Here is a 24033-nt window from a genome sequence, read left to right as displayed (position 1 = left end):
GGTCACTCGGTGTCTGTGTCGGAGTCGACCGGTCCGGAGCGGATGATCGCCGCGGGTGTGGCCGAGGACGGCGTCAGCGAACGGATGATCGCGTCGGTGTGCGGCTGCGGCGGCTGGGCGAAATGGGCGTACGCGAAGACCCGGTCCGCCTGCCCGGCCTTGAACGCGGCCGCAAACTGCTCGCTGAACGAGCGCGGGTCCGGCACGCTCGCGTCCTGCACCTCCACCGCGACCTTGAGAATGGCCGCCAGCAAGGCTTTCTGCGGCTCGGACAGGCCCTCGTTCAACGCGTCGAGCTTGGCGAACAGCTCGTCGATCTCTTCCGGCGTGATGGTCTGGTCGGTCATCGCGGCACCTCTCGGGTTGTGGTGGTGTTCAGGCTCGCGAGCTTGGCGCGGGCGTCGTCGGCGTCGGGGTGGCCCAACTGGTCGTAGATCTCGATGGCCTGCTGCCAGGCGATGTGCGCCGCCTCGGGGTCATCGGTGTCGCGATAGGACTCACCGAGGGAACGCAGCACCAGCGCCTCGCCGAAGCGGTAGCCGGCGTTGTGGAACAGGGTGAACGCGGCCTGGTAGCAGGCGATCGCCCGGGTGTGGTCGCCGAGGTGGTTGTGCGCGTAGCCGATGCTGTGCCAGGTCGAGCCCGCGGCGACCGAGTCGCCCAGTTTCGTCTGCAGGTCAAGGGCTTTCTCGCAGAAGCCGATGGCGGCCCGGTGGTCGCCGCGCAGGGCGTGGAACCAGCCGATCGCGTTCAGGCTCTTCGCCTCGCCCACCGCGTGCCCGGCGAAGCGGTAGAGCTCCAGCGCCTGCTCGGCGTGCGCGAGCGCCTCGACGTTGCGGTCCTGACGCTCCAGCATCCAGGCGAGGTAGTACTGGACATAGGCCTGGCCGACGAGGTCCTCGCCCGCGCGGTACAGCTCCAGCGCGGTCGTCAGCTCGCGGTGGGCATCGTCGTGCCGTTCGAACCAGACGTAGGTGCAGCCGAGGTAGCAATGCGCGTAGGCCTGCTTCACCGGGTCGCCGAGCCGCTCGGCGGCGGCCAGCGCGACGTGGAGGACGTCGACCTCGTCCGGCCAGTGTCCTTGGTGGGCAAGGAAACGGCGCATCGTCCACACCAGGTCCCAGACCTCGGCGTCGAGCTCGATGTCCTGGTGGACGGCGGTGACCAGGACCCGGTGCTCGGCGTTGAACCATGCCGACGCCTCGCCGAAGTCGGCCATCCGCTCCGGGTCCACTTCGGACGGTACGGCGGTCCGGGTGGGTGGCTCGTCCCGGCGCGGGTCGAGCAGGCGGTCCGCGTTGTCGGCGCTGTGGACGTAGTGGCCGAGCATCCGCCGGGTCGCCGCCCGACGGTCGGCCTCGGTGTCGAGCGCGAGGTCCAGTTCGGACGCGTAGGCGCGCAGCAGGTCGTGGCAGGCGTAGCGGCCGGGGCTGTGCTCGGCGACGAGGTGTGCCCTCGCGAGCTCGGCCAGCAGCGGGCGGGCCTTCGCCACCGGCAGGCCGGCGAGGCTCGCCGCCGCTCGGGTGCCGAGGTCCGGCCCGGAGTGCAGGCCGAGCAGCCGGAACAGCCGCGCGGCAGCGTCGCTGAGCTGCTGGTAGGACCAGGAGAACACGGCTCGCGGGTCCGTTGCGGGGTCGGCGCCGGCGAACTCGTCCAGCCCGCCGCGGGTCTCGCGCAGCTCGCGGGCCAGGTCGGCGAGCGCGAACGTGGGGTAGGTGGCGGCCCGGGCGGCCACGACCGCCAGCGCCAGCGGCAGCCGCGCGCACAGCTCGACGATCTCGTCCACCGCGCCCGGCTCCGCGGCGACCCGGTCCGCGCCGAGCTGCCCGACCAGCAGCTGCCGCGCCTCGCCGGGGTCGAGCAGGTCGACGGTCACCGGCCGGGCGCCGGTGGCGACGAGACCGGAGAGCAGGGTGCGGCTGGTCACGACCACCAGGCAGCCGGGCGCGCCGGGGAGCAGCGAGCGCACCTGCTCGACGTCGCGCGCGTTGTCCAGCACCACCAGCACGCGCCGGTTCGCGAGCAGGCTGCGGTAGAGGCCGACCTGCGCCTCGAAGCCGGCCGGGATGCGCTGCAGCGGGACCTCGAACGCGTCGAGGAAGGTCCGCATCGCCTCGGCGGGGGTGACCGGTGAGCCGGTGGGGTCGAAGCCGCGCAGGTTCACGTAGAGCTGTCCACCCGGGAACCGGTCGCGGACCCGGTGCGCCCAGTGCACGACGAGCGAGGTCTTGCCGACCCCGGCGGTGCCCGACACCGCGGCGATCCGGACCGCGCTCGAGCCGGTCTCGACCAGGCCGTGGAGCAGCCGCAGCTCGGCGTCGCGGCCGGCGAAGCCGTACACGTCCGGCGGGAGCTGCGCCGGTGTCGCGAGTGGACTCCCGCGCTCGGGCGCCGGTGCCGGCAGCTCGCCACGCAGGAGTGCGGTGTGGAGGGCGCGGAGCTCGGGGCCGGGGTCGGTGCCGAGCTCGCCGGCGAGTCGCTGCCGGAGGCCGGCGTAGCGGTCGAGCGCCTCGGCGTCGCGGCCCGCGGCGTGCAGGGCACGCATGAGCAGGCCCTCGAGCGGCTCGGCCAACGGGTGCTCGGCGACGAGGTCGGGCAGCGTGGCGAGCACGGCGTCGGTCCGGCTCAGCTCCAGCTCGGCGTGCGCCCACCGGACGGCCGCGTCGAGCCTGCGCCGCTGCCAGCCCGCTCTGACCTGGGCGACCCACTCCCCCGGGACGCCGGCGAGCGGCGTGCCGCGCCACATCCGCAGTGCCTCGTCGAGCAGGGTGGCCCGTAGCGCGGTGTCCGCGGTCTTGCTCCGCTCGACGAGGCGGGCGAAGCGGTGCAGGTCCACCAGGTCGGGGTCGATGTCGAGGACGTAGCCGGCGCTGCGCCGGACGATCCGGGCCCCGCCGCCGCTCGCGAGCAGCCGGCGGATCCGGCTGAGGTGGGAGTAAAGGACGTTGCGTGCCTCGACCGGCGGCGCGTCGTCCCACACGCGGTCGATGAGCGTCTCGATCGGAACGGGCCGGCCGGCGTCCACGGCAAGGGCGGCGAGCACGGCCTGCTGCCGCGGGGTTCCGATGTCGAGCGACCGGCCCCCGACCCGCAGCTGTACCTCCCCGAACAGCCGGAACTCCATCCAGCGGACCCCCGGTGGTCGACGCGTTGCCAGCGACGGACTTATTGAGACTGCCCCGTCCGCAAGGTTGCCGCAAGGTCCGCGAGCAGGGCGTGGCGAAATCGTGAATCCGCAAGAGCGCAGGGGTGCTCGAGAGGGAGTGCGGAAATGCGGTGTGAATCGCCTGTCAAAGGTTTGCTGGAAAGGGCCTCGGGTGGTGCGGAACCGGCGTGGCGAGAAATCGTGCGGCGGTATTCTCCGCTGGTTTTCTCGGTGTGCCGTGGTTACCGCCTCGCCGGCTCGGACGCCGACGACGTCGCCGGGAACGTGTGGCTGCGCCTGGTGGTCTCGCTGGGCACGATTCGGGAGCCGGAGGCGCTGCCCGGCTGGCTGGCGACCACGAGCCGGCGCGAGTGCCTGGCGGTGCTGCGGGAGAAGGGCCGCCAGATCCCGAACGAGGACGTCGACCGGGTCGAGCCCGATGCCTTCCTGACCTCGCTGGTCGAGGAGGAGGAGCGCACCGCCGTGCGCGACGCGCTCACCCACCTGCCGGACCGGGACAAGGAACTGCTGTCGCTGCTGTTCTCCGACCCGCCGACGCCGTACGCGGAGATCAGCTCGAGCCTGGGCATGCCGATCGGCGCGATCGGGCCGACCCGCCAACGGTGCCTGGCGCGGGTCCGCCGCGTTCCCTCGATCGCGGCCCTGCTGCTGCACGACGGTCGCCACTGTCACACCAACTAGTGTCGCGTGATCCTGTTCCTTTGCGTCCGCTGTGGATCAACGTGGTTCCTGGCAAGACGGAGGAAAGCCGCTCGTACTGGATGTACTTGGGCTTTTCTCCAACGCCGCCAGGGGCCGCGCGGGCCGCAGCGGCGTAAAGGTTTCAGGGTCACGCGACACTAGGCACTGAGGAGGGCGTCGCACATCTCGGCCGTCGAGCCGACCTTGATGACGGCGTACTCGCCGTCCGTCGAGCCGTCGAGACACGGTTCGAAGGCCGGCTCGTCGACGCCGGGGTCGTGCTGCGGCTCGTCGAACAGGTAGCACGACGCGGCGTCGACGGCCGCCTCGGCGCTGATCCCGACGACCACCACGACGCCGACCGACCACCGCGCGTCGACGTGCTGGTAGATCTGGACAGCCAGCTGGTCGGCCCGGTACAGGCAGTCGACCAGGTCGGCCGCGGCGGCGACCTGGCCGGCCACCCGACCGACCTTGTGGACGAAGTCCTTCGCCGTGGCGGAAGCCCGATCCGGCTCCGGGATGAGGTCCCCGACATCGCCGGCGAGTCCGCTGAACGGCGCGCACGGGTTCCTGGAGACGACCTCGATCGAGCCGTCGAGCACCGGCAGCCGCTGCCGCACGTTCTCCCCGGGCGAGCCGCAGCCGCCGGCCCCGCCACCGCTACTGCCGCTACTGCCGCCACCGCCACCGGCGACGGCCGTCGGCTCGACCCCTCCCGCCGTGACGCCCCCGCCGAGCTGGTCGCAGCCCGACAACGTGATGGCGAGCAGGCCCATCAGGGCGGCCCACCATGGGACCTTCCGAGTGATTCGCATGCCCCGCAGAGGCGTCGGGGCGAGCGCTGATACATCCCGGTCGCGGAGCGCCGGCTTGACCTCAGGTTTGGTGGAGGTCGCACGCTGGCGCACATGGACACGGAGCACCCGGACATCGAGCGGGTGGTCGCCGCGCTGGCGCACACCCAGCAGAACGAGCAGGTGGACGCCTTCGTGGCCCTGTTCCGCGAGGACGCGATCTGGACGACAGGCCACGGCCGCCTGCTGACCGGCCGCGCGGAGATCGCGGCGTTCACCCGGCAGGTGCTCCCGGGCGCGATGAAGGACACGACGGCCACCTACGAGGTGGTGCACGCGCTGTTCATCCGCCCGGACGTGGCGGCGGTGAAGGTACGTCAGGTGGTCACGACCGCGGGTGAGCGGAGCGAGGGCACCCCGATGTTCGTGATGTCCGAGGAGGACGGCCGCTGGCTGCTGGTGGCCTGCCAGAACACGTCGGTGCTTGCCGGGTAGGTCCCCGCCGAGAACCGGCGAGATGCTCCTACGTCCACGAGCGTTGGACTCGCGGGTCCCGAGCGTTGGACTCGCGGGTTCTGGGGGTTGGACTCGCGGGTTCGGCGGAAACGACTGCTCCGTTCGGCGGGTCCGGTTACCAGGGCATATCGCCTGGTCACCAACCGTCGCCGAAACCCTTAACAATCGCGTCACGTACATCTCCACGATCATCTTCGGCCACTTCGCCGACCTAGGCTCCGGCAGGTTTCGAACCCCCTACCGGAGGCCTGCCCAATGTCCAGTCGGAGACGTGTCCGCTTACTCCAGGTCGCCGGCGCGCTGACCGCGATCGCCACGGTCGCGACGCTCAGCGGCTCGACGGCCGCCGCGGAGGAACCGACCGCACCGTTCCTCAGTGAGATCCACTACGACAACGTCGGCACGGACACCGGCGAGGCCCTGGAGATCGAGGCCCCGGTCGGCTTCGACCTCTCCGGTTGGCAGCTCGCCCTGTACAACGGCAACGGCGGGGCGGTGTACGACACCCGAACCCTGTCCGGCACGGTCCCCGAGGCGGGGGTGGTCGTCGCGACCTACCCGACCGACGGCATCCAGAACGGCTCCCCCGACGGCGTCGCGCTCGTCCGTCCTGATGGGACGGTCGCCGAGTTCCTCAGCTACGAGGGCGCGCTGACCGGCGCGGGCGGCCCTGCGAACGGCACGGCCGCCACCGACATCGGCGTCGCCGAGGCCTCCGGCACCCCGGTCGGCTTCTCGCTGCAGAAGGTCGACGGCACCTGGCAGGCGCCCGCCCAGAACACGTTCGGCGTCCGCAACGGCAGCGGTGACCCCGATCCCGACCCGGACCCGGTGGGCTGCGACATCGCGGTCGACCACACGATCGCCGAGGTCCAGGGCACCGGCGACGCGTCCCCGCTCGTCGGCGGCCAGGTCGTCGTCGAGGGCGTCGTGACGGCCGACCACCGCACCGGCGGCTACAACGGCGTCTACGTCCAGACCGCTGGCTCCGGCGACCGCGCCCCCGAGGCGGGCGTCGCCTCCGACGGCGTCTTCGTCTACCTGACCTCGAACCCCGCCAACCACCCGGGCGTCGCCATCGGCGACCAGGTCCGGGTGCGCGGCACGGTCAGCGAGTTCAACGGCCTCACCGAGATCTCCATCGGCGTCAAGGCCGACGTGCAGATCTGCGCGCACGACGCGGCACTGCCCGCGCCCGCGCCGCTGAGCCTCCCGCTCGACCCCGCCGCGCGCGAGTCCGTCGAGTCGATGTCGGTCGCCCCGGTCGGCCAGTACACGGTCTCCGAGGTCTTCAACACCAACCGGTTCGGCGAGGTCGTCCTCGCGGCCGGCGAGGCGGCCGCGCCGATCCCGACCGACCTGTACCGGCCGGGCACCCAGCAGGCGCTGGACCAGGCCGCCGCCAACAAGCTCGGCCGGCTGCTGCTCGACGACGGCTCGTCGACCAACCTGTCGAGTGCCGGCCAGCTGCCGCCCTACGTCTACCCGGACGCGCCGCTGCGCGTCGGCGACACGGTCGAGGCGTTCTCCCCGACCGTGCTGTCCTTCGGCTTCGACGAGTGGCGGCTGCAGCCGACCACGCCGGTGACCGCGCAGACCCCGGTGACCGGCCGCACGACCTTCAAGGTCACCAACCCGAGGACCCCGGCACCCGAACAGGTCGGCGGCGACCTCCGGCTGGCCAGCTTCAACGTGCTGAACTACTTCGTCCACTTCGGCGGCGACGCCCGAGGCGCGGACGACGAGGCGGGGCTCGCCAAGCAGGAGGCCAAGATCGTCGCCGCGATCACCGCGCTCGACGCGGACGTGGTGGCGCTCGAGGAGATCGAGAACTCGGTCCGGTTCGAGGCGAACGACCCGCAGCTGGCCCTCGAGCGGCTCGTCGCGGCGCTGAACACCGCCGACGGTGCGGGCACGTGGGACTACGTCCGCTCCCCCGCGGGGCTGCCGGCCGCCGACCAGCAGGACGTCATCACCACGGCGATCATCTTCAAGCCGGGCTCGGTGACCCCGCAGGGCGAGTCGCGCACGATCAACGACGAGTCGGTGTGGTTCAACGCCCGTGAGCCGATCGCGCAGACCTTCCGCGCGGGCGCCGAGACCTTCACCGTCGTCGCCAACCACCTCAAGTCCAAGAGCGCGTCCGGCGACCCGACCGGCGACAACGCCGACGCCGGCGACGGGCAGGGCGCGTACAACGGCGACCGGGTCCGCCAGGCGCAGTCGCTGGCCACGTTCGTGGCGGCGCTGAAGGCCGACAGCGGCAGCGACGACGTGCTGCTGCTGGGCGACTTCAACGCCTACACCCACGAGGACCCGGTCCAGGTACTCTACGACCAGTCCTATGTGGATCTCAACGACGGCGGGGAGGCCAGCTACGTCTTCGCGGGCGAGTCGGGCTCGCTCGACCACGCGATCGCGTCGCCGTCGCTCGCCGACCGGGTGACCGGGGTCGACGTCTGGCAGATCAACGCGCACGAGTCGTTCGCGTTCCAGTACGACGGCTCGCCGGCCTTCTACCAGCCGGACCCGTACCGGGCCAGCGACCACAACCCGCTCGTGGTCGGGCTGAACACCGCGGCCGACGGCCCGGTGGACCTGAACCTGCTGTCCATCAACGACTTCCACGGCCGGCTCGAGTCGCCGGCCGCGGCGCCGGACGGCTCACCCATCGGCGGCGCCGCCCAGCTGGCCGGCCTCGTCGGCGCGCAGCGGCAGGAGAACCCGAACACGCTGCTCCTGTCCGGCGGGGACAACATCGGCGCGTCGACGTTCATCTCGGCGATCGACCAGGACAACCCGACGCTCGACGCGCTGAACCTGATGGGGCTCAACGCCTCCGCGGTCGGCAACCACGAGTTCGACAAGGGCATCGCGGACCTCACCGGCCGGGTCACCGACCGGGCGCAGTTCCCGTACCTGGGCGCGAACGTCTACCGCGGGGACGACCGGGCGCTGCCGGCCTACGACGTGCAGACGGTCGACGGGATCCGGGTCGGCATCGTCGGCGTGGTGACCGAGCAGACCGCGTCGCTGGTCAGCCCGGACGGCATCGCCGGCATCACCTTCCACGACCCGGTGGACGAGGCCGAGGCCGTGGCCGCCGAGCTGAAGGACGGCGCCGAGGCCAACGGCGAGGCCGACGTCGTGGTGCTGCTCGCGCACGAGGGCGCCGCCGCCGAGAACATCAACTCGGTGGCCGACCTCGACGCCGACCCGGTGTTCGGCGAGTTCATGCGGGCCAGCGCGGACATCGACGTGATCATGAGCGGGCACACCCACCAGCCCTACGCGTTCGAGGCGCCGATCCCGGGCACCGACCGGACCCGGCCGGTGATCCAGGCGCAGGAGTACGGGCGCAAGCTGGGCAAGGCGACCCTGTCCGTCGACCCGACCTCGAAGGCCGTCCTGGACAGTTCGGCGGTGCTGCTCGACGTGGTCGGCGCGCCGGAGGACCCGGCGGTGGCGCAGCTCGTCGCGGACGCCAAGGCGAACGCCGACGTGCTGGGCCAGCAGCCGCTGGGCTCGATCACCGCGGACATCACGCGGGCCGTCACGCCGGACGGAACCGAGGACCGCGGGTCGGAGTCGGTGCTGGGCAACTTCATCGCCGACGTGCAGCTGGACGGCACCAGTGAGCCGGGCCGGGGTGGGGCGCAGGTCGCGTTCATGAACCCGGGCGGGCTGCGGGCCGACCTGCTGGTCGGCACGGACGGGGTGATCACCTACGCCGAGGCGTTCTCGGTGCAGCCCTTCGCCAACGACGTGGTGACCAAGACCTACACCGGCGCGGAGGTCAAGCAGGTGCTCGAGGAGCAGTGGCAGCCGGCGGGCGCGTCCCGGCCGGTCCTGCACCTGGGTGTCTCGAAGGGCTTCACCTACACCTACCTGCCGGACAACCCGGCGGGCCAGCGGATCACGTCGATGACGCTGAACGGGACGGCGATCAGCCCGACGGGCACCTACCGGGTGACGGTCAACTCGTTCCTCGCGGCGGGTGGGGACAACTTCTTCACCCTGGCGGGCGGAACCGACCGGGCGACGACCGGTGACAACGACCTGACGATGCTCACCGACCACATCGCCGACAACTCGCCGGTGACCGCGGACACCGTGTTCCGGTCCTCGGTCGGTCAGCCCGGCCCGCAGTGCACTACGACGATCACCGGCCGGCGGGTCGGCCCGCTGACCGTGTCGTCGGGCCTGACGTGCCTGGACGAGGCGACGATCACCGGTGCGGTCACGGTGCGGCCGGGCGCGTCGCTGGTCGCGACCGGCGGCCGGATCACCGGTCCGGTCACGGCGATCCAGCCGGACGTGTTCACGCTGTCGGGCACCACGGTGACCGGCCCGGTGTCGGTCGCGGTGGCGACCGGCGCGGTTCTCATCGAGGACGCGAAGATCACCGGCCCGGTGACGCTGATCGGCAACACCGGCGGCATCCACGTCGACACCGCAACGATGACCGGCCCGGTGACGTTGCTCCTCAACGGCGGCGACGAGCCGATCGTGGTGGCAGCGAACAAGATCACCGGTCCGCTGTCGTGCCTGGGCAACCAGCCGGCCCCGGGCAACGACGGCCGGAAGAACACCGTGCGCGGCCACGCGTCCGGCCAGTGCGCGACGCTGTAGTGGCGCGGTAGTTCGGGGAGGCCCGCTCGGCGCACGCCGGGCGGGCCTCCCGCCGCCGTGCGGCCCCGCGCTTCGACGTCACGGCGGGTCCCCGGTCCTGAGCGGCTCCGCGTCCGGTCGGGGTCCGGCACGCGGCGGTCGTGGTGGCACGCCACGCGCGGTCGACCGACCACACGCCCGAAGAGCCCGCACGCCGGCCGGGAACACAGCGGCGATCGGCGGACTCGAACCGGACCTGGCAATCTGACCAGGGTGCGCCGACTGAGCAACCACTACGATGAGCCAACCGTATCGACCGTCGGAGGTCGGCACCCCGGAACGAGGACGAGCAGGCCGCCGATGGTAGCTCGGGACGTCGCGGAGAGACCGGACCGGACCAGGGTGCTGTTGATCGAGGACGACGACGGCGACGCGGTACTGGTCGAGGAGTTCCTGCGCGAGGTCGGCGCGGCCGTCGACGTGCACCGCGTGGAGTCGTTGGCCGAGGCCAAGGTCGCGCTGCACGGCCGGGCCTGCGTGCTCCTGGACCTCGGGCTGCCCGACACCCACGAGCTCGACGGGCTGCGCTGGCTGCAGGAGCACGTGCCCGAGGTCGCGGTCGTCGTCCTCACCGGTCTCGCCGACGAGTACCTCGGCGAGGAGGCCGTCCGCATCGGCGCGCAGGACTACCTGGTCAAGGGTCAGGTCGACGGGCGGCTGCTGGACCGGGTGATCCGCTACGCCATCGAGCGGGTGCGGTCCGAGGAGATCCAGCGCCAGCTGCGCGAGGCGCAGATCTACGCCGAGGAGAACGCCCGCCTCGAGCGCGGCCTGCTGCCGACGCCGCTGGTCTCCGACCCCGCGCTCACCGTGGTCGCCCGCTACTGGCCGGGCGGCCGGCGGCTGCTCCTGGGCGGCGACTTCTACGACGTGGTGCAGTCGGCGGACGGCTGGGTGCACGCGGTGGTCGGCGACGTGTGCGGGCACGGCCCGGACGAGGCCGCGCTCGGGGTGTCCATGCGGGTCGCCTGGCGGACGATGGTGCTCGCCGAGCGGCCGAGCGCCGAGGCGCTGACCACGCTCGACCAGGTCTTCACGCACGAGCGGCACCGGCCCAGCCTGTTCACGACGCTGGGCATGCTCTCGATCGACCCGTCCCGCACGGCCGGCCGGCTCTACCTGGCCGGCCACCCGCCGCCGCTGCTGGTCACCCCGGAAGGCGTGCGCCCGCTCGACGCGCCGCCCCGCACCCCGGTCGGCGTCGGCGACGGCTCCAACTGGCCGTGCCACGACATCCGGCTCGGCGACCGGTGGACGGTCCTGATGTACACCGACGGGCTGATCGAGGGCCGGGTGGGCCGCGGCGACGAGCGCCTGGACGTGTTCGGCCTGGTCCAGCTCGTCGAGTCGGCCATGGCCCGGGACCCGCGGCAGTCGGCGGACCGGCTGCTGGAGGAGGTGACCGGCCGGGTACGCGAGCTCAACGGCGACGACCTCGACGACGACATGGCCGTGGTGGCGCTGAGCTGGGCACGGACGGCATGACCCAGGTCGCCGACCAGGAGGTCCGGACCGAGACGCCCGTGCTCACGGCACGCGACCACGCCGCGACGCGCTGGCCGCTGAGCCGGATCATCAACATCAGCGTCGCGGTGCTCGCGCTGTACTCTGTGGCCGCGGTCGCGGTCGGGGTCATCGCGCTGACCGGCCTGGCCGACGCCCGCACGCAGCTTCTGGACCGGATCGACCCGGCCCAGCGCGAGTCGCTTCGGCTTGAGTCGGCGCTGGTCAACCAGGAGACCGGGGTGCGCGGCTACGCGCTGGCCGCGCAGCGCGACCTCCTCGTCCCCTACACCGACGGCCGGACCGCCACGCAGGACGCGGCCGCGCTGCTGGACGACCTCGTCGGCGGGCTCCCGGACGCCCGGGCCGACCTCCGCGATGTGCTGGACCGGGTGGACAACTGGCGGGTCAGCTATGCCGAGCCCGCCATCGCCGCGGTCGACACCACCGGCCGACCCGTCGGTGCCGAGAACATCGACGCGGGCACGACGTTCTTCGACCAGGTGCGCGCCGCCGTGGCCGACCTGCAGGCCGACCTGGACGGGGCCCGCGAGCGTGCGACTGCCGCCCTCGACCGGTCGGCGACGGCGCTGAACGTCGCGTGTGTCGGCATCGCGGTCGGCTTCGCGCTGATGGTGCTGCTGCTCGCGATCGGGCTGCGGCGGGCGGCGATCCGGCCGGTGTCGAAGCTGGCCGCGGAGGTCCGCACGGTCGCCGACGGCGACTTCCGGCACGAGGTCGGACAGAGCGGACCGCGCGAGGTGCGGGAGCTGGGCGCGGACGTCAACACGATGCGGGTGCGCATCCTGCACGAGCTGTCCGCGCTGCAGGACGCGCACGACGAGCTGGACGCCCGGACCCAGGACCTGCAGCGGTCGAACACCGAGCTGGAGCAGTTCGCCTACGTGGCCTCGCACGACCTGCAGGAGCCGCTGCGGAAGGTGGCGAGCTTCTGCCAGCTGCTGGATCGGCGCTACCACGGGCAGCTCGACGAGCGGGCGGACCAGTACATCGCGTTCGCGGTGGACGGGGCCAAGCGGATGCAGGTGCTGATCAACGACCTGCTGGCGTTCAGCCGGGTGGGCCGGACCATGCGCGAGCCGGTCGAGGTGTCCTGCGAGGCGGTGCTGGAGCAGGCGAAGGCGAACCTGGCGACGGCGATCGAGCGGGCCGGGGCCACGGTCGAGTCGGGCCAGCTGCCGACCGTCATGGCCGAGGTGCCGCTGCTCACCACGGTGTTCCAGAACCTGGTGGGCAACGCGCTGAAGTTCCGTGGCGAGGCGCCGCCGCGCGTGCGTGTCTCGGCGGTCCGGGACGAGAGGTTCTGGGAGTTGTCGGTGTCCGACAACGGGATCGGCATCGCGCCGGAGTACGCCGAGCGGATCTTCGTGATCTTCCAGCGGTTGCACGGGAAGGGCGAGTACCCGGGGACGGGGATCGGGCTCGCGATGTGCCGCAAGATCATCGACTACCACGGCGGGCGGATCTGGCTGGACACCGACGTCTCGTCCGGCGCTCGCTTCTGTTTCACACTGCCCGTGCTGACCGAGGAGGACGACATCGATGGCTGAGCTCACCCCCTTGGACGTGGTCGACGTACTGCTCGTCGAGGACGACGACGGCGACATCCTGATGACCAGGGAAGCGTTCGAGTACCACAAGATCCGCAACCGCCTGCACGTCGTGAACGACGGCGAGCAGGCGCTGCAGTTCCTCCGCCGCGAGGGCGACTATGGCGACGCGCCCCGGCCGGGCCTGATCCTGCTGGACCTGAACCTCCCCCGCCGCGACGGCCGCGAGGTGCTGGCGGAGCTGAAGGAGGACCCGGAGCTGCGCTTGATCCCGGTCGTGGTGCTGACGACGTCCGAGGCGGAGGAGGACATCGTGCGGAGCTACAGCCTGCACGCCAACGCCTACGTGAGCAAACCGGTGGACTTCGACAGGTTCATCGAGGTGGTCCGCCACATCGACGACTTCTTCGTCACGGTGGTCAAGCTCCCCCACTGACCCGGGACGGCTCAGACCCGACTCGCGGCAACTCATTGCCTCCATGTCACCGTCCGGGTGGGCTTCGGCGTCGGACGCAAGCAGCGGTTCAGCGGGGTGCTGCTCGGCGAGTGGGGGCGCCAGAAGGGGAACCGGGTCGAGGAGTTCCGGGTCTACCGCAGCCGCAAGGGCAAGTTCGTGGTGCACACCGAACGCTCGCCAGAGGCCATCTGGAAGTCCGCGTCCGGCAAGGACCTCGACTGGCGCGACTGGCGCAGCTACCTGCACGTCCTGGGCGAACAGAGCTGGGGCGAGGCCCCGGCCGAGGCCACGCTCGACGAGGTGCGCGACAAGATCCCGACCGAGCTGTACGACATCGTGGCCGCCATGGCCACCCAGCCGCCGGTCGAGGACCTCGACATCTGATCCTGACCTGATTCGTCGCGCGGAACTCCCGTGCTCGGTCGGCATGCCCGAAATGCGGCCACGGCAGCGATATGGCAATGGCCGCGGCTCGGCCCTGCCCGAAACTCTTCGAGACGAGGGAGCATGAGTATCTCCACGGCGCGGCCCGCCATCTCGGCGATGGGGCTGCGCAAGACATTCGGCAAGCAGGTCGTGCTCGACGGCATCGACCTGACCGTCGCGGAGGGGACCGCCTTCGCCTTGCTCGGCCCGAACGGCGCCGGCAAGACCACGACCGTGCACATCCTGTCCACGCTCATCACCGCCGACGGCGGCGAGGCGCTGGTCGCCGGGCACGACCTGATGCGGAACCCGGCCGGGGTGCGCACCGCGATCGGCGTGACCGGCCAGTTCTCCGCGCTGGACGACCTGCTCACCGGTGAGGAGCACCTGCGGATGATGGCCGACCTCAACCACCTGGGGAAGGCCGAGGGCAGGCGGCGCACCGCCGACCTGCTCGAGCGGTTCGAGCTCACCGCCGAGGGCACCCCCGACGAGCTCAGGCGGCGCATCCCCGGCGGCCACGTCCGCCTGGTCTTCGCCGACGCCGCCGACCTGGAGCTCGCCGCGCGGGTACTGGGCGACGCGGCGCGCGACGACGCCGCGCTCGCCCTGCGGGTCCCCAGCGACGGCAGCGTCACGGCGCTGCGCGCCCTGCTCAACCGCCTCGATCGCGAGGCGGTCGCCGGCGAGACGCTGACCGTGCACACGCCCGACCTCGACGACGTGTTCTTCGCCCGCACCGGCCACCGTGACAAGACCGAGGACAAGGTGACCCGGTGAGCCACGTGCTGAGCGACTCGCTGACCATGTTGCGCCGCAACGCCAGGCACACCCGGCGCAACCCGGCCGTGCTGTTCGTCGCGCTGACGTTCCCGGTCATCACGCTGCTGATGTTCGTCTACGTGTTCGGCGGCGCGTTCGCGGTCGGCACCGAGTACGTCGACTACGTGACGCCCGGCATCCTGCTGATGGCCGTGACCTACGGCGTCGGACAGCTGTCGGTGTCCGTCTCGCACGACATGAACAACGGCATCATCAACCGGTTCCGCACGATGGCGGTGTCGCGTGCCTCGGTGCTCACCGGACACGTCCTCGACGCCATGATCCGCACGATCCTCTGCCTCGCCGTGGTGGTCGGAGTCGCGCTCGTGGTGGGGTTCCGACCGGACGCCACGCCCGCCGGGTGGCTCCTGGTGCTCGCCGTCTTCGCGTTGCTCACGCTGGCGGTCAGCTGGCTGAGTGTCGCCTTCGGACTGATCGCGAAGACACCGGACGCGGCCTCGTTCTCCTCGTTCCCGCTGACGCCTGCCGTTCCTGTCGAGCGCGTTCGCGCCGCCGGAGACGATGCCGGCGGGGGGTGCGCTGGTTCACCGACAACCAGCCGTTCATGCCGGTCATCGAGACGGTCCGGGGGCTGCTCACCGGCACGGAGATCGGCGGCCGCAGGTTCGGCGTTCAACCGCGCGCCGAACCAGTAGCGCGTCGACCGCCTGGGCGTCACTCGATGTCCAGGCGGTCGAACGAGCCGATGATCTCGGTCATCCACGGCTCGCGCGCGACCGCGTCCGGGCCGACGACCTGCATGGACGCCAGCACGGTCAGCAGCATGCCGGTGGCGAGGAAGCCGCGGACCTCCACGACCTCGGCCCCGCTGAGCTCCTTGACCAGGGTGTAGATCCGGCCGAAGCGCTCCCGCACGCACGCGCCGATGACCGGGTCTGCGCTGGCCGCGAAGCCGTGCAGCAACATCGCGAGGAAGTCCCGCTCGGTGAGCAGCCGGTCGAACGCGGGCGCGAGGTCCGCGAGCTCGGCCGGCCCGGCGTCGCTGAACGCCTGCTCGATCCGGCCGCAGGCATGCTCGACGCCGGCGAGGAACAGCCGCTGCTTCGAGCCGAACAGCCGGATGACGTAGGGCTGCGAGACGCCCGCGAGCCGCGCGATGTCGTCGGTGGACGTGCCCGCGTAACCCGTGCCGGCGAACGCCTTGATGGCCGCGTCCACCAGCTGCTCGCTGCGTTCCGCGGCGGTCAGCCGGGTCCTTGCCATGACACCTCCTGGAAGCCCGTTGACATGTTATCAGTCGATAGCTACTTTCGTAGTTATCAGTCGATTACAACCAGGAGACCCCGATGTCCACCGTGCTCGCGCCCCCGGTCACTCCTGTCCCACCGCGCCGTCCGCTGGGGGCCGTACTCGCCGCGGTCGGCATCCCGATGTTCATGGTCACGCTGGACAACCTGGTGGTGACGACGGCGCTGCCGGTGATCAAGACGAACCTCGGCGCGTCGCTGACCGACCTGCAGTGGTTCGTCAACGCCTACACGCTCTCGTTCGCCGCGCTGCTGCTCACCGCGGCCGCGCTCGGCGACCGGCTGGGCAGGCGGCGGATGTTCCTGTTCGGCATCAGCCTGTTCACCGTGGCGTCCGCGGCCTGCGCGCTGGCCACCGAGCCGTGGATGCTGACCGCGGCCAGGGCGGTGCAGGGCGCGGCAGGCGCCGCGGTGATGCCGCTGTCGCTCACGCTGCTCGCCGCCGGGGTTCCGGAGCGGCTGCGCAACGCGGCGGTCGGCATCTGGGGCGGGATCAGCGGGCTGGGTGTCGCGGTCGGCCCGGTGGTCGGCGGTGCGGTGACCGACGGCCTGGACTGGACGTGGATCTTCTGGCTGAACGTGCCGGTCGGGCTCGTCGCCGTGCCGGTGGCGGCGCTCGTCCTGCGTGAGTCGCGCGGTGGCGCGCGGCGGCTCGACCCGCTCGGGCTGGTGCTGTCCTCGGGCGGCGTGCTGGCCGCGGTGTGGGGAGTCGTGCACGGCTCGGACCACGGCTGGACCTCCCGGCCGGTGCTGACCGCGCTGATCGGCGGCGGGGTGCTGCTCGCCGCGTTCCTCGCCTGGGAGCGGCGGGCCGCGGCGCCGATGCTGCCGCTGCGGCTGTTCCGGTCCCGCGGGTTCAGCGTGGTCAACGCGGTCGCGTTCACGTTCTCCGCGGGCGTGTTCGGCTCGGTGTTCCTGCTGGCGCAGTTCTTCCAGGTGGTGCAGGGCCTCAGCCCGCTCGAGGCCGGGGTGCGCACGCTGCCGTGGACGATGGCGCCGATGGTGGTCGCGCCGCTCGCGGGCCTGCTGGTGGGCCGGGTCGGCGCGCGGGTGCTGATCGCCACCGGCCAGCTGCTGCTCGCGGCCGGGCTCGGCTGGATCTCGGTGGCGAGCACCGTGGCCGTCGCGTACCCGGCGCTGGTGGTGCCGCTCGCCCTGGCCGGGATCGGCATGGGCCTGACGTTCGCCCCGATGAGCACGACGACGCTGGCGAGCGTCCCGGTGGACTCGCACGGCGTGGCGTCCGGCACGAACAACACGCTGCGCGAGCTCGGCGTGGCGGTCGGGGTCGCGGTGCTCGCCTCGGTGTTCGCCGCCCGGGGCGGCTACGGCTCGCCGGCCTCGTTCGTCGCCGGCCTCGGCCCGGCCCTGTGGGTGGGCGCGGCCGTGGTCGCGGCGGGGGCCGTGGTCGCGCTGCTGCTCCCCCGCCGCGGCTGACCCGACCGACCCTCCCCCGCGAGTCCAACGTTCCGGACCCGCGAGTCCAACGCCCAGAACCCGTGAGTCCAACATTCGGAACGTGCGCGAGTGTTGGACTCAGAGGTCGCGAGTGTTGGACTCGCGACTCTTGCCGGGGCCTGCCGTTCGGAATGGGGGCCTCGGGGGTCCGGAACGGGGACTCGCGGGCTTCAGTCGCTGGCTCAGCGGGCACCGACGCCGAGCGCGAGGGTCCGCAGCCGCTCCTCGGCGACCGAGCCCTTCGGCGCGGTGTACGTGCAGAGCCGCTGCTCGGGGTCGGTGGGCAGGGCGAACGCCTCGTAGGTGAGGACGAGCTCGCCGACCTCGGGGTTGCGGATGCGCTTGGTGCCGTGGTCGCGCTCCCGCACCTCCCGCGCCTCCCAGAGCCGCGCGAACTCCTCGCTCCCGTCGCGCAGCTCGCAGATGACCTGCTGCACCCGCGGCTCGTCCGGGTACTCGCCGTCGTCGACCCGCAGGCCCGCGACGATCTCCTCGGCCATGGCCTCCCAGTCCGGGTAGAACGCCTTCGCGTCGGGGTGCAGGAACACCAGGTAGGCGGAGTTGAGCCGCGGCTCGGGCAGCGCGTCGTAGTCGAACGAGATCCGGGTGGCGAGCCGGTTCCACGCCAGGATGTCCATGCCCGGCCCGTAGACCATGGCCGGCACGGACTCGTCCATGGCGTCGAGCAGCTCCTGGATCTGCGGGCGCACCCTGGCTCGCGGGCCCGGCGGCGTGCACTCGCCCGAGCGGCGCCGCGGCTGGGTGATGTTGCGCAGGTAGGTGTGCTCGTTGCGGGTGAGCCGCAGCGCGCGGGCGATCGCGTCCAGCACCGCGTCCGAGATCGCCTGCGCGCGGCCCTGCTCGATGCGTGTGTAGTAGTCGACGCTGATCCCGGCGAGCTGCGCGACCTCCTCGCGGCGCAGCCCGCGCACCCGCCGCTTGGCCGGCCCGTCGGGCAGGCCGAGCCGCACCGGGTCGAGTGCTGCCCTGCGCGCCTTCAGGAACGGGGTGACCTCGTCCTCCGCGTGACCCATGCGACCCATTATCCGCCAGGTGGTTCTGGCAGACCCGGGTTGAGGCGTACCTGGTTGTTCGCGGGCCGCGTGGCGAGGCTGGGTGGCGTATCCCGACCAAGCATGGAGGCAGTACCTGATGAAGCGCAGGATCCTCGGCGGCACCGGTATCTCGGTGAGCGAGTTCGCGCTCGGCACGATGATGTTCGGCGCCCTGGGCAACCCCGACCACGACGACAGCGTGCGGATCATCCACCGCGCGCTCGACGCCGGCATCAACTTCGTCGACACCGCCGACGCCTACTCCGACGGCGAGTCCGAGGAGATCCTCGGCAAGGCGCTCGAGGGCAGGCGCGACGACGTCGTGCTCGCGACGAAGGCGCACCTGCCGATGGGCCCGGACGCCAACCACCGCGGCAACTCCCGGCGCTGGCTCGTTCGCGAGATCGAGAACAGCCTGCGCCGGCTGGGCACCGACCACATCGACCTCTACCAGGTCCACCGGCCGGACCCGACGACCGACATCGACGAGACCCTCGGCACGCTGACCGACCTGGTCCGCGCCGGCAAGGTCCGGGCCGTCGGCACCTCCACGTTCCCGGCCGAGCAGATCGTCGAGGCGCAGTGGGTCGCGGAGCGGCGCGGGCACGTGCGGTTCCGCAGCGAGCAGCCGCCGTACTCGATCCTGTCGCGTGGCGTGGAGGCGGCGGTGCTGCCGACCGCGCAGCGCTACGGGATGGGTGTGCTGACCTGGGGACCGCTGGCGGCGGGATGGCTGTCCGGCAGGTACTCGGCGACCACGGACGTCATGGCGGCCGGCGGCCGCGCGAGCACCGAGCGGCACAAGTTCGACCCGTCGGTGCCGGGCAACGCCCGCAAGCTGGAGGCGGTCCGCGACCTGGCCAAGCTCGCCGACGAGGCGGGCCTCCCGCTGCCGCACCTGGCGGTCGGCTTCGTCCTCGCCCACCCGGCGGTGACGTCGGTGATCATCGGACCGCGTAAGATGGAGCACCTCGAGAGCCTGCTGACCGGCGCCGATGTGGCGCTCGGTGCGGAGGTGCTGGACCGGATCGACGAGATCGTGCCCCCGGGCACCGACCTCAACACCGCGGACAGCTACTACGCGCCACCGGCCCTGGCCGACAGCTCGTTGCGCCGCCGCTGACCTGCCCGAACCGTGCCCGGGGTGGCGACGCTCCGCCACTCCGGGCACAGGGCGGAAGGATCCATGCGAGAGACATTCCACAGCCAGCTGAACGAGCTCCGCGAGCAGCTGGCCGAGATGTGCGCGCACGCCGCCGAAGCGATGCGATCGGCCGGTCAGGCGGTGCGGACGGGGGACGTGGAGCTGGCCAGACGGGTGCAGGACGAGGACGCCGAGCTCGACCGCGGGCGGGACCGGTGCGAGGACCTGGCGCAGCAGGTGCTGGCGTTGCAGGCGCCGGTGGCCACGGACCTGCGGGTGGTGCTCTCCGCGGTGTACTGCACGAACAAGATCGAGCGCATGGGCGACCTGGCCGCGCACGTCGCCGACCATGTCCGGCTCACCCACCCCGACGCCCCGGTGCCGGCCGAGCTGGCGGACGCGTTCGCCGAGCTGGGCCGGATCACCGTGGCGATGGCCGAGCGGCTCGTCGAGCTGGTCCGCCACCCGGACGCGTGCGGCTTCGCCGAGCTGAACGAGACCGACCAGAAGGTCGACGCCCTACACGCCGGCGTGATGGCCGCGATCACCGCCCCAGGCTGGTCGCACGGCGTCCCGTCGGCGATGTCGCTGGCACTGCTCGCCCGGTACTACGAGCGCTTCGCCGACCAGACGGTCTCGGTGGCCAAACGCCTCGACTTCGCGGTGACGGGCGCCATCCCGGCCGGCTGAGCCCGCGCGGCCCGCGGCCGCGCCGCGATCAGCCGGTCATACGACGAAGTCGCGGTGGCCGCCGTACCCCAGCACCGGCTCGGCGTACTGGGTGCCGTCGAAGGTCAGCAGCCACCAGCCGTCGCGGACCGGGACCGCCATCGGGTGCGGGATGTTCGTGCCGTACGGCGCGTTCATCGTGCCCAGCAACCGCATCCGCGGGTCGTAGACCTTGTACTCGCGGGCGTCGCCGTCGCTCGCCAGGACGTACCACTGTCCGCCGAAGCACTGGAGGATCGTGCCCTCGGTCTGGTCCACCGAGGTTCGGCGCCCAGCAGCGCGAGGTCCTCGGCACGGCCGGCGCCACGCGGGCCCGCCGCCAGCGCGGGGTGGAACTCGAACGCCGGCTGCTGGGCCGGGCTCTCCACGAACGCCACGTGCCACCGGCCGCCGATCCGGGTCAGCGCCGGGTCCCAGGAGCTCACCTCGGTGGGCAGCGGCAGCGGCTCGGTGGCCAGCACGTGCACGCCGGACAGCACGTCGGCGGTCGTCGTCGCGTGCCGGACGTGCACGCCGGCGAAGTCGAAGTCGCCCCAGGAGCTCATGGCCAGGATGAACCGGCCGCGGTCGTACACGATCTGGCCGGCGTGGTCGCCCAGCACCACCCCGTCGCGCGTGAAGAACAGCGTCGCGACCTGCTCCAGCCGGGTCGGGTCCGCCAGGTCCAGCGTCCACACCGCCCAGTGCGCCTGCTGGAAGAACCCGAGCCCGGCGTTGGTGAGCGTCAGGTAGAGCTTGCCGCCGCGGATGACCGGGCGGCCGTCGGCGTGCTGCACGACGTGCGGGTCGCGCACGCCTGCCTGGCCGAAGTACCCGGCCCGCACCCGGCCGAGCAGCACGTCGCCGCGACCGCCGTAGCCGTAGCTCAGCCCACCCAGCACCCGCGGGTCGCGCAGGTCGATCACCGCGCCGCACGCCGTTCCCGCTCGGTCAGCAGCGGCTGCCAGCCGGTGCCCGTCCCGGTCGGGTCGGCCAGCACCGTCACCGCGTTCTCGTTGACCACCACGGTGAAGCCGAACGGCGCGGGCAGCGCCGCCGGCACCGACGCCACCACGGCGCCGTCCACCGGTGTCGACCAGCGTCGACCGGACGCGCCCGACGGCCGTGTCGTACTGGACGAACCGCGGGGCGATCAGGTCGAACGGCCGGTACTTGTGCCGGATCCGGAACTCCAGGTCGAGCGGGTTTCCACCGACCATAGGGTCGGACCGTGCACACACGCAGATCGATCGTGTCCGGGTCGACGTTCGAGGAGCGGATCGGCTACGCCCGCGCGGTCGTGGACGGCGACTGGGTCCACGTCTCCGGCACCACCGGCTACGACTACGCGACGATGACGATCGCGGACGACGTCGTGGCGCAGGCGAAACAGTGCCTCGCGAACATCGGGGCGGCGCTCACCGAGGCCGGCGCCGGGTTCGCCGACGTCGTCCGGGTCCGGTATCTCCTCCCCGACCGCGCCGACTTCGAGCCGTGCTGGCCGGTGCTGCGGGAATGCTTCGGCGAGGTCCGCCCGGCCGCGACGATGCAGGTGTGCGGCCTGGCCGACCCGGCGATGCGCATCGAGATCGAGGTGACCGCGCGGATACAACGGCATCCGACCCGGCCGGTGGGGTGACCGTTGCGAGGTCTCGGGTAACGTTCGGCGAGTGACTCGGGACGCACGGTAAGCACCGGCGATGATCGACACCAGCAGGCCGAGCGTCGCGCGGGTGTACGACTGTTTCCTGCTTTTCCGGGCCCACGACGGCCGACCAGGTCGTGCTCGGCGGGGGTCGCGCGCAAGCCCTGGTTTTCTTAGGCTGCCCGAGGTGCGGGGGCAGCCTCAACCTGCCCCCGCACCCCGTCGGTCACGCCGGCACGACACTCACCCGACGCTGCTCGACGTCAGCGGTCGCGATGCGGACCGCGATGGTCGAACCGTGCTCGGGCTCGCTGGTCCACGCGCCGCGCGGAAGCAGCCCCGGAACACCCGGCGCTGTCTCGACGAGCGCGCCGAACGGCAGCACCTTCGTGACGACCGCGTCGAACGCGCGACCGTCACCGTGCTCGGCGAGGAACTCCTGCCAGACGGCAGTGGAGACATGGGACATGTGATCACCTCCCTTCCGTGTCCCTTGGAGAGAAACACGCAGGAGGCGGCGGGCCCCTGGCCCGCCGGGTGATCACGGCGTGGCCGGGGACCCAACGAGCTCATGGCCTCGGAGGGCCGACCCGGCAGTCACGGGAAAACCGTAGCAGGGGACGGGGCCCTTTCTCGACGCCGCGGCGGAACCGGCGCCCCCGGACGGGCCCAGCCTCGCCGGTCAGTCCGAAGAGGACATTCGCGGGAGGCTGGGCTTGGACCGCCGGCCGGCGGGTGGGGGACCCGTCCGGCCGACGGTTCTTGGTCGCTGGCGCAAGAAAGCTCAGGTACGTCGACGGTGCTTGGGGGAAACACACCGCCGGAAAACCCCAGCTACTTCCTGGCTCCAGGCAGCGACCATTCAGTACAACGGAGCACCCCCCTGATCCGTTCCCGCCCCACCGTGCCGTTGGTCACGTCCGAACGGCGCAACGGCGGTACCATCACTGTCCGCCTATTCCGCAGTCGTCCAGGGACTCGAGCCGTATGCCTTCGACACCGACGACGCCGCCGAGCCGGGTGGTGCTCGTCGAGGACCACGACATGGTCGCGGAGGCCATCGGGCTGGCCCTCGAACGAGCCGAGGGCATCACGGTCGTCGCGCGGGCCCGCTCCATCGCCGAGGCGCTCGCCGAGACCCGGTTGCACCGCCCCGATGTCGTGGTGCTCGACCGCAGGCTCCCCGACGGCGACGGCATCGGCGCGATCCGGGACCTGTCCGTCACCGGCGCCCGGGTGCTCGTGCTCACCGGGGAGGCCACCACCTCGGTCGCCACCCGGGTCGCCGAGGCCGGCGGCGCGGGGCTGGTGCTCAAGTCCTCCCGGCTGGAGGAGCTGGAGACCGCGGTCCGCCAGGTCGCGGCCGGCGAGGTGGCGTTCGGCCCGGGCCTGCTCGCCGGCGTGCTCGACCGGCTCACCGGCCGGGTCCGCGGCGCCGGCACCTCGCTCACCGCCCGCGAGCAGGAAACCTTGGGACTCCTCGCGAACGGCGCGAGCACCGACGAGATCGGCGCGCGGCTGGGGGTCACCCGCAACACCGTCCGCAACCACGTGCAGCGCATCCTCGACAAGCTCGGCGCCCGCTCCAAGCTCGAGGCGGTCGCCATCGCCCGACGCGAGGGCCTCGTCGACTGATGCGTTTGCACCAGGCGGCGTGAGCTCACTGCGTCTCGCCGCCGGCGCGGTGTTGCCGGACAGTGCACACGTGGACGCAGATGCCCTGACGCACACGGAGGTTCGGCTTCCGGAGAGCCACCGCAGTGCCGCACTGGCGCGCGAGTTCACCCGCACGACGCTGACCGGGTGGGGCCACCAGAGTTGGCAGGACGCCGCGCAGGTGGTGTCCGAGCTGGTGAGCAACGTGCTGTTGCACGCACATGGGCAGCCGGTGGTGCGCTTGGTGGAGGTGTCCACGGGGATCCGCGTCGAGGTGTCCGACGACAGCCCCCGGCCGCCGACCGTCCTGCGGTCCGGTCACCGCGGCCTGGGTATGCGTCTGGTCGAACGCCTGTCCACGGCGTGGGGTGTGTCGAGGCGGGGTCGCGGGAAGGTCGTGTGGTGTGACCTTCCAGCGACCCCGACCCCGATCCCGAACCCGGCGCCGGCCTGAGCCGTTGGTCCCGACCGCCCGCATCGGGCACAGTT

Annotated in this window: 23 protein-coding genes and 1 pseudogene; 15 read left to right on the top strand and 9 right to left on the bottom strand. The window is 72.0% G+C overall.

Translation table 11 applies throughout. The features are described 5' to 3' along the window. Positions 1–2 precede the first annotated feature (2 nt). The gene (locus GEV28_RS15095) at positions 3–347 is read right to left on the bottom strand and encodes a hypothetical protein (RefSeq protein WP_291412695.1); all 345 of its coding nucleotides are present in this window, start codon (positions 345–347) and stop codon (positions 3–5) included. Beyond that, entirely contained in the window at positions 344–3124 is a 2781-nt protein-coding gene (locus tag GEV28_RS15090; protein WP_291412694.1) for a BTAD domain-containing putative transcriptional regulator, read from the bottom strand. The genes GEV28_RS15095 and GEV28_RS15090 overlap by 4 nt, the downstream gene beginning before the upstream one ends. 147 nt (positions 3125–3271) lie before the next feature. On the opposite strand from GEV28_RS15090, the gene GEV28_RS15085 reads away from it, so the two are divergent. Then, the gene (locus GEV28_RS15085; RefSeq protein WP_291412693.1) at positions 3272–3847 is read left to right on the top strand and encodes a sigma-70 family RNA polymerase sigma factor; all 576 of its coding nucleotides are present in this window, start codon (positions 3272–3274) and stop codon (positions 3845–3847) included. A gap of 158 nt (positions 3848–4005) precedes the next feature. Here the strand turns inward: GEV28_RS15085 and GEV28_RS15080 are convergent, their stop codons facing one another. Beyond that, positions 4006–4665 (bottom strand): hypothetical protein, encoded by a 660-nt coding sequence (locus GEV28_RS15080; RefSeq protein WP_291412692.1) that lies wholly within the window; start codon positions 4663–4665, stop codon positions 4006–4008. Positions 4666–4758: 93 nt separating this feature from the next. On the opposite strand from GEV28_RS15080, the gene GEV28_RS15075 reads away from it, so the two are divergent. The 8 genes and pseudogenes from GEV28_RS15075 (at position 4759) to GEV28_RS15040 (ending at position 15266) form a co-directional block, all read left to right on the top strand. Beyond that, positions 4759–5139, top strand: coding sequence for an SgcJ/EcaC family oxidoreductase (locus tag GEV28_RS15075; protein WP_291412691.1), 381 nt, complete (start codon positions 4759–4761; stop codon positions 5137–5139). 276 nt (positions 5140–5415) lie between these two features. Then, a complete protein-coding gene (locus tag GEV28_RS15070) occupies positions 5416–9792 on the top strand; it encodes an ExeM/NucH family extracellular endonuclease (RefSeq protein WP_291412690.1) in 4377 nt (1458 codons plus the stop codon). 339 nt (positions 9793–10131) lie between these two features. Beyond that, on the top strand, positions 10132–11316 hold the full coding sequence (locus GEV28_RS15065; protein ID WP_291412689.1) for a PP2C family protein-serine/threonine phosphatase: 1185 nt from the start codon (positions 10132–10134) through the stop codon (positions 11314–11316). Then, positions 11313–12905, top strand: coding sequence for an ATP-binding protein (locus GEV28_RS15060; RefSeq protein WP_291412688.1), 1593 nt, complete (start codon positions 11313–11315; stop codon positions 12903–12905). The genes GEV28_RS15065 and GEV28_RS15060 overlap by 4 nt, the downstream gene beginning before the upstream one ends. Beyond that, entirely contained in the window at positions 12898–13341 is a 444-nt protein-coding gene (locus tag GEV28_RS15055) for a response regulator (protein ID WP_291412687.1), read from the top strand. Before GEV28_RS15060 ends, GEV28_RS15055 begins: the two co-directional genes overlap by 8 nt. A gap of 54 nt (positions 13342–13395) precedes the next feature. Beyond that, positions 13396–13746: pseudogene (locus GEV28_RS15050) on the top strand (EXLDI protein); the annotation flags it as partial. A 123-nt stretch (positions 13747–13869) separates the two neighbouring features. Beyond that, complete coding sequence (locus GEV28_RS15045) at positions 13870–14568, top strand: ATP-binding cassette domain-containing protein (protein ID WP_291412686.1); 699 nt, start codon at positions 13870–13872, stop codon at positions 14566–14568. Beyond that, positions 14565–15266: an ABC transporter permease gene (locus GEV28_RS15040; RefSeq protein ID WP_291412685.1), complete on the top strand. Its 702-nt coding sequence runs from the start codon at positions 14565–14567 to the stop codon at positions 15264–15266. Before GEV28_RS15045 ends, GEV28_RS15040 begins: the two co-directional genes overlap by 4 nt. 19 nt (positions 15267–15285) lie before the next feature. Here the strand turns inward: GEV28_RS15040 and GEV28_RS15035 are convergent, their stop codons facing one another. Beyond that, entirely contained in the window at positions 15286–15834 is a 549-nt protein-coding gene (locus GEV28_RS15035) for a TetR/AcrR family transcriptional regulator (protein WP_291412684.1), read from the bottom strand. Positions 15835–15917: 83 nt separating this feature from the next. Here GEV28_RS15035 and GEV28_RS15030 point away from each other — a divergent pair, with 83 nt between their 5' ends. Beyond that, entirely contained in the window at positions 15918–17315 is a 1398-nt protein-coding gene (locus GEV28_RS15030; protein ID WP_291412683.1) for a DHA2 family efflux MFS transporter permease subunit, read from the top strand. 203 nt (positions 17316–17518) lie between these two features. On the opposite strand, the gene GEV28_RS15025 is transcribed toward GEV28_RS15030, so the two are convergent. Continuing rightward, entirely contained in the window at positions 17519–18370 is an 852-nt protein-coding gene (locus GEV28_RS15025; RefSeq protein ID WP_291412682.1) for a helix-turn-helix transcriptional regulator, read from the bottom strand. A gap of 118 nt (positions 18371–18488) precedes the next feature. Between GEV28_RS15025 and GEV28_RS15020 the strand changes: the two genes are divergently transcribed. Together GEV28_RS15020 and phoU are read left to right on the top strand one after the other, a co-directional pair. Further along, positions 18489–19514 (top strand): aldo/keto reductase, encoded by a 1026-nt coding sequence (locus GEV28_RS15020; RefSeq protein ID WP_291412681.1) that lies wholly within the window; start codon positions 18489–18491, stop codon positions 19512–19514. A gap of 63 nt (positions 19515–19577) precedes the next feature. Further along, complete coding sequence (phoU, locus tag GEV28_RS15015) at positions 19578–20225, top strand: phosphate signaling complex protein PhoU (RefSeq protein WP_291412680.1); 648 nt, start codon at positions 19578–19580, stop codon at positions 20223–20225. Between the two features lie 36 nt (positions 20226–20261). On the opposite strand, the gene GEV28_RS15010 is transcribed toward phoU, so the two are convergent. From GEV28_RS15010 to GEV28_RS15000, 3 genes are read right to left on the bottom strand one after another with little or no spacing between them, the layout of a single operon-like run. Next, complete coding sequence (locus tag GEV28_RS15010; RefSeq protein WP_291412679.1) at positions 20262–20420, bottom strand: hypothetical protein; 159 nt, start codon at positions 20418–20420, stop codon at positions 20262–20264. After that, positions 20399–21169, bottom strand: a complete 771-nt coding sequence (locus tag GEV28_RS15005; RefSeq protein ID WP_291412678.1) for a hypothetical protein — start codon at positions 21167–21169, stop codon at positions 20399–20401. Before GEV28_RS15005 ends, GEV28_RS15010 begins: the two co-directional genes overlap by 22 nt. After that, positions 21166–21330, bottom strand: coding sequence for a hypothetical protein (locus GEV28_RS15000; RefSeq protein WP_291412677.1), 165 nt, complete (start codon positions 21328–21330; stop codon positions 21166–21168). The genes GEV28_RS15005 and GEV28_RS15000 overlap by 4 nt, the downstream gene beginning before the upstream one ends. 144 nt (positions 21331–21474) lie before the next feature. On the opposite strand from GEV28_RS15000, the gene GEV28_RS14995 reads away from it, so the two are divergent. Beyond that, a complete protein-coding gene (locus GEV28_RS14995) occupies positions 21475–21882 on the top strand; it encodes a RidA family protein (RefSeq protein ID WP_291412676.1) in 408 nt (135 codons plus the stop codon). A gap of 232 nt (positions 21883–22114) precedes the next feature. Here GEV28_RS14995 and GEV28_RS14990 read toward each other — a convergent pair whose 3' ends face one another. After that, on the bottom strand, positions 22115–22357 hold the full coding sequence (locus GEV28_RS14990; protein WP_291412675.1) for a hypothetical protein: 243 nt from the start codon (positions 22355–22357) through the stop codon (positions 22115–22117). A gap of 518 nt (positions 22358–22875) precedes the next feature. Between GEV28_RS14990 and GEV28_RS14985 the strand changes: the two genes are divergently transcribed. Next, positions 22876–23523, top strand: coding sequence for a response regulator transcription factor (locus GEV28_RS14985; protein ID WP_291412674.1), 648 nt, complete (start codon positions 22876–22878; stop codon positions 23521–23523). Between the two features lie 19 nt (positions 23524–23542). Further along, positions 23543–23998: an ATP-binding protein gene (locus tag GEV28_RS14980; RefSeq protein ID WP_291412673.1), complete on the top strand. Its 456-nt coding sequence runs from the start codon at positions 23543–23545 to the stop codon at positions 23996–23998. Positions 23999–24033 lie beyond the last annotated feature (35 nt).

The sequence above is a fragment of the Actinophytocola sp. genome (assembly GCF_009379765.1).
Taxonomy (GTDB): Bacteria; Actinomycetota; Actinomycetes; order Mycobacteriales; family Pseudonocardiaceae; genus Actinophytocola.
The sequence above is the reverse complement of the archived record's forward strand: the minus strand, read 5'-3'. Positions and strand labels throughout refer to the sequence as shown.

Coding starts and splice junctions, on each gene's coding strand:
- GEV28_RS15095 (WP_291412695.1), bottom strand. CDS start 347: ATGACCGACCAGACCATCACGCCGGAAGAGATCGACGAGCTGTTCGCC.
- GEV28_RS15090 (WP_291412694.1), bottom strand. CDS start 3,124: ATGGAGTTCCGGCTGTTCGGGGAGGTACAGCTGCGGGTCGGGGGCCGG.
- GEV28_RS15085 (WP_291412693.1), top strand. CDS start 3,272: ATGCGGTGTGAATCGCCTGTCAAAGGTTTGCTGGAAAGGGCCTCGGGT.
- GEV28_RS15080 (WP_291412692.1), bottom strand. CDS start 4,665: ATGCGAATCACTCGGAAGGTCCCATGGTGGGCCGCCCTGATGGGCCTG.
- GEV28_RS15075 (WP_291412691.1), top strand. CDS start 4,759: ATGGACACGGAGCACCCGGACATCGAGCGGGTGGTCGCCGCGCTGGCG.
- GEV28_RS15070 (WP_291412690.1), top strand. CDS start 5,416: ATGTCCAGTCGGAGACGTGTCCGCTTACTCCAGGTCGCCGGCGCGCTG.
- GEV28_RS15065 (WP_291412689.1), top strand. CDS start 10,132: ATGGTAGCTCGGGACGTCGCGGAGAGACCGGACCGGACCAGGGTGCTG.
- GEV28_RS15060 (WP_291412688.1), top strand. CDS start 11,313: ATGACCCAGGTCGCCGACCAGGAGGTCCGGACCGAGACGCCCGTGCTC.
- GEV28_RS15055 (WP_291412687.1), top strand. CDS start 12,898: ATGGCTGAGCTCACCCCCTTGGACGTGGTCGACGTACTGCTCGTCGAG.
- GEV28_RS15045 (WP_291412686.1), top strand. CDS start 13,870: ATGAGTATCTCCACGGCGCGGCCCGCCATCTCGGCGATGGGGCTGCGC.
- GEV28_RS15035 (WP_291412684.1), bottom strand. CDS start 15,834: ATGGCAAGGACCCGGCTGACCGCCGCGGAACGCAGCGAGCAGCTGGTG.
- GEV28_RS15030 (WP_291412683.1), top strand. CDS start 15,918: ATGTCCACCGTGCTCGCGCCCCCGGTCACTCCTGTCCCACCGCGCCGT.
- GEV28_RS15025 (WP_291412682.1), bottom strand. CDS start 18,370: ATGGGTCACGCGGAGGACGAGGTCACCCCGTTCCTGAAGGCGCGCAGG.
- GEV28_RS15020 (WP_291412681.1), top strand. CDS start 18,489: ATGAAGCGCAGGATCCTCGGCGGCACCGGTATCTCGGTGAGCGAGTTC.
- phoU (WP_291412680.1), top strand. CDS start 19,578: ATGCGAGAGACATTCCACAGCCAGCTGAACGAGCTCCGCGAGCAGCTG.
- GEV28_RS15010 (WP_291412679.1), bottom strand. CDS start 20,420: ATGCGGTTGCTGGGCACGATGAACGCGCCGTACGGCACGAACATCCCG.
- GEV28_RS14990 (WP_291412675.1), bottom strand. CDS start 22,357: ATGTCCCATGTCTCCACTGCCGTCTGGCAGGAGTTCCTCGCCGAGCAC.
- GEV28_RS14985 (WP_291412674.1), top strand. CDS start 22,876: ATGCCTTCGACACCGACGACGCCGCCGAGCCGGGTGGTGCTCGTCGAG.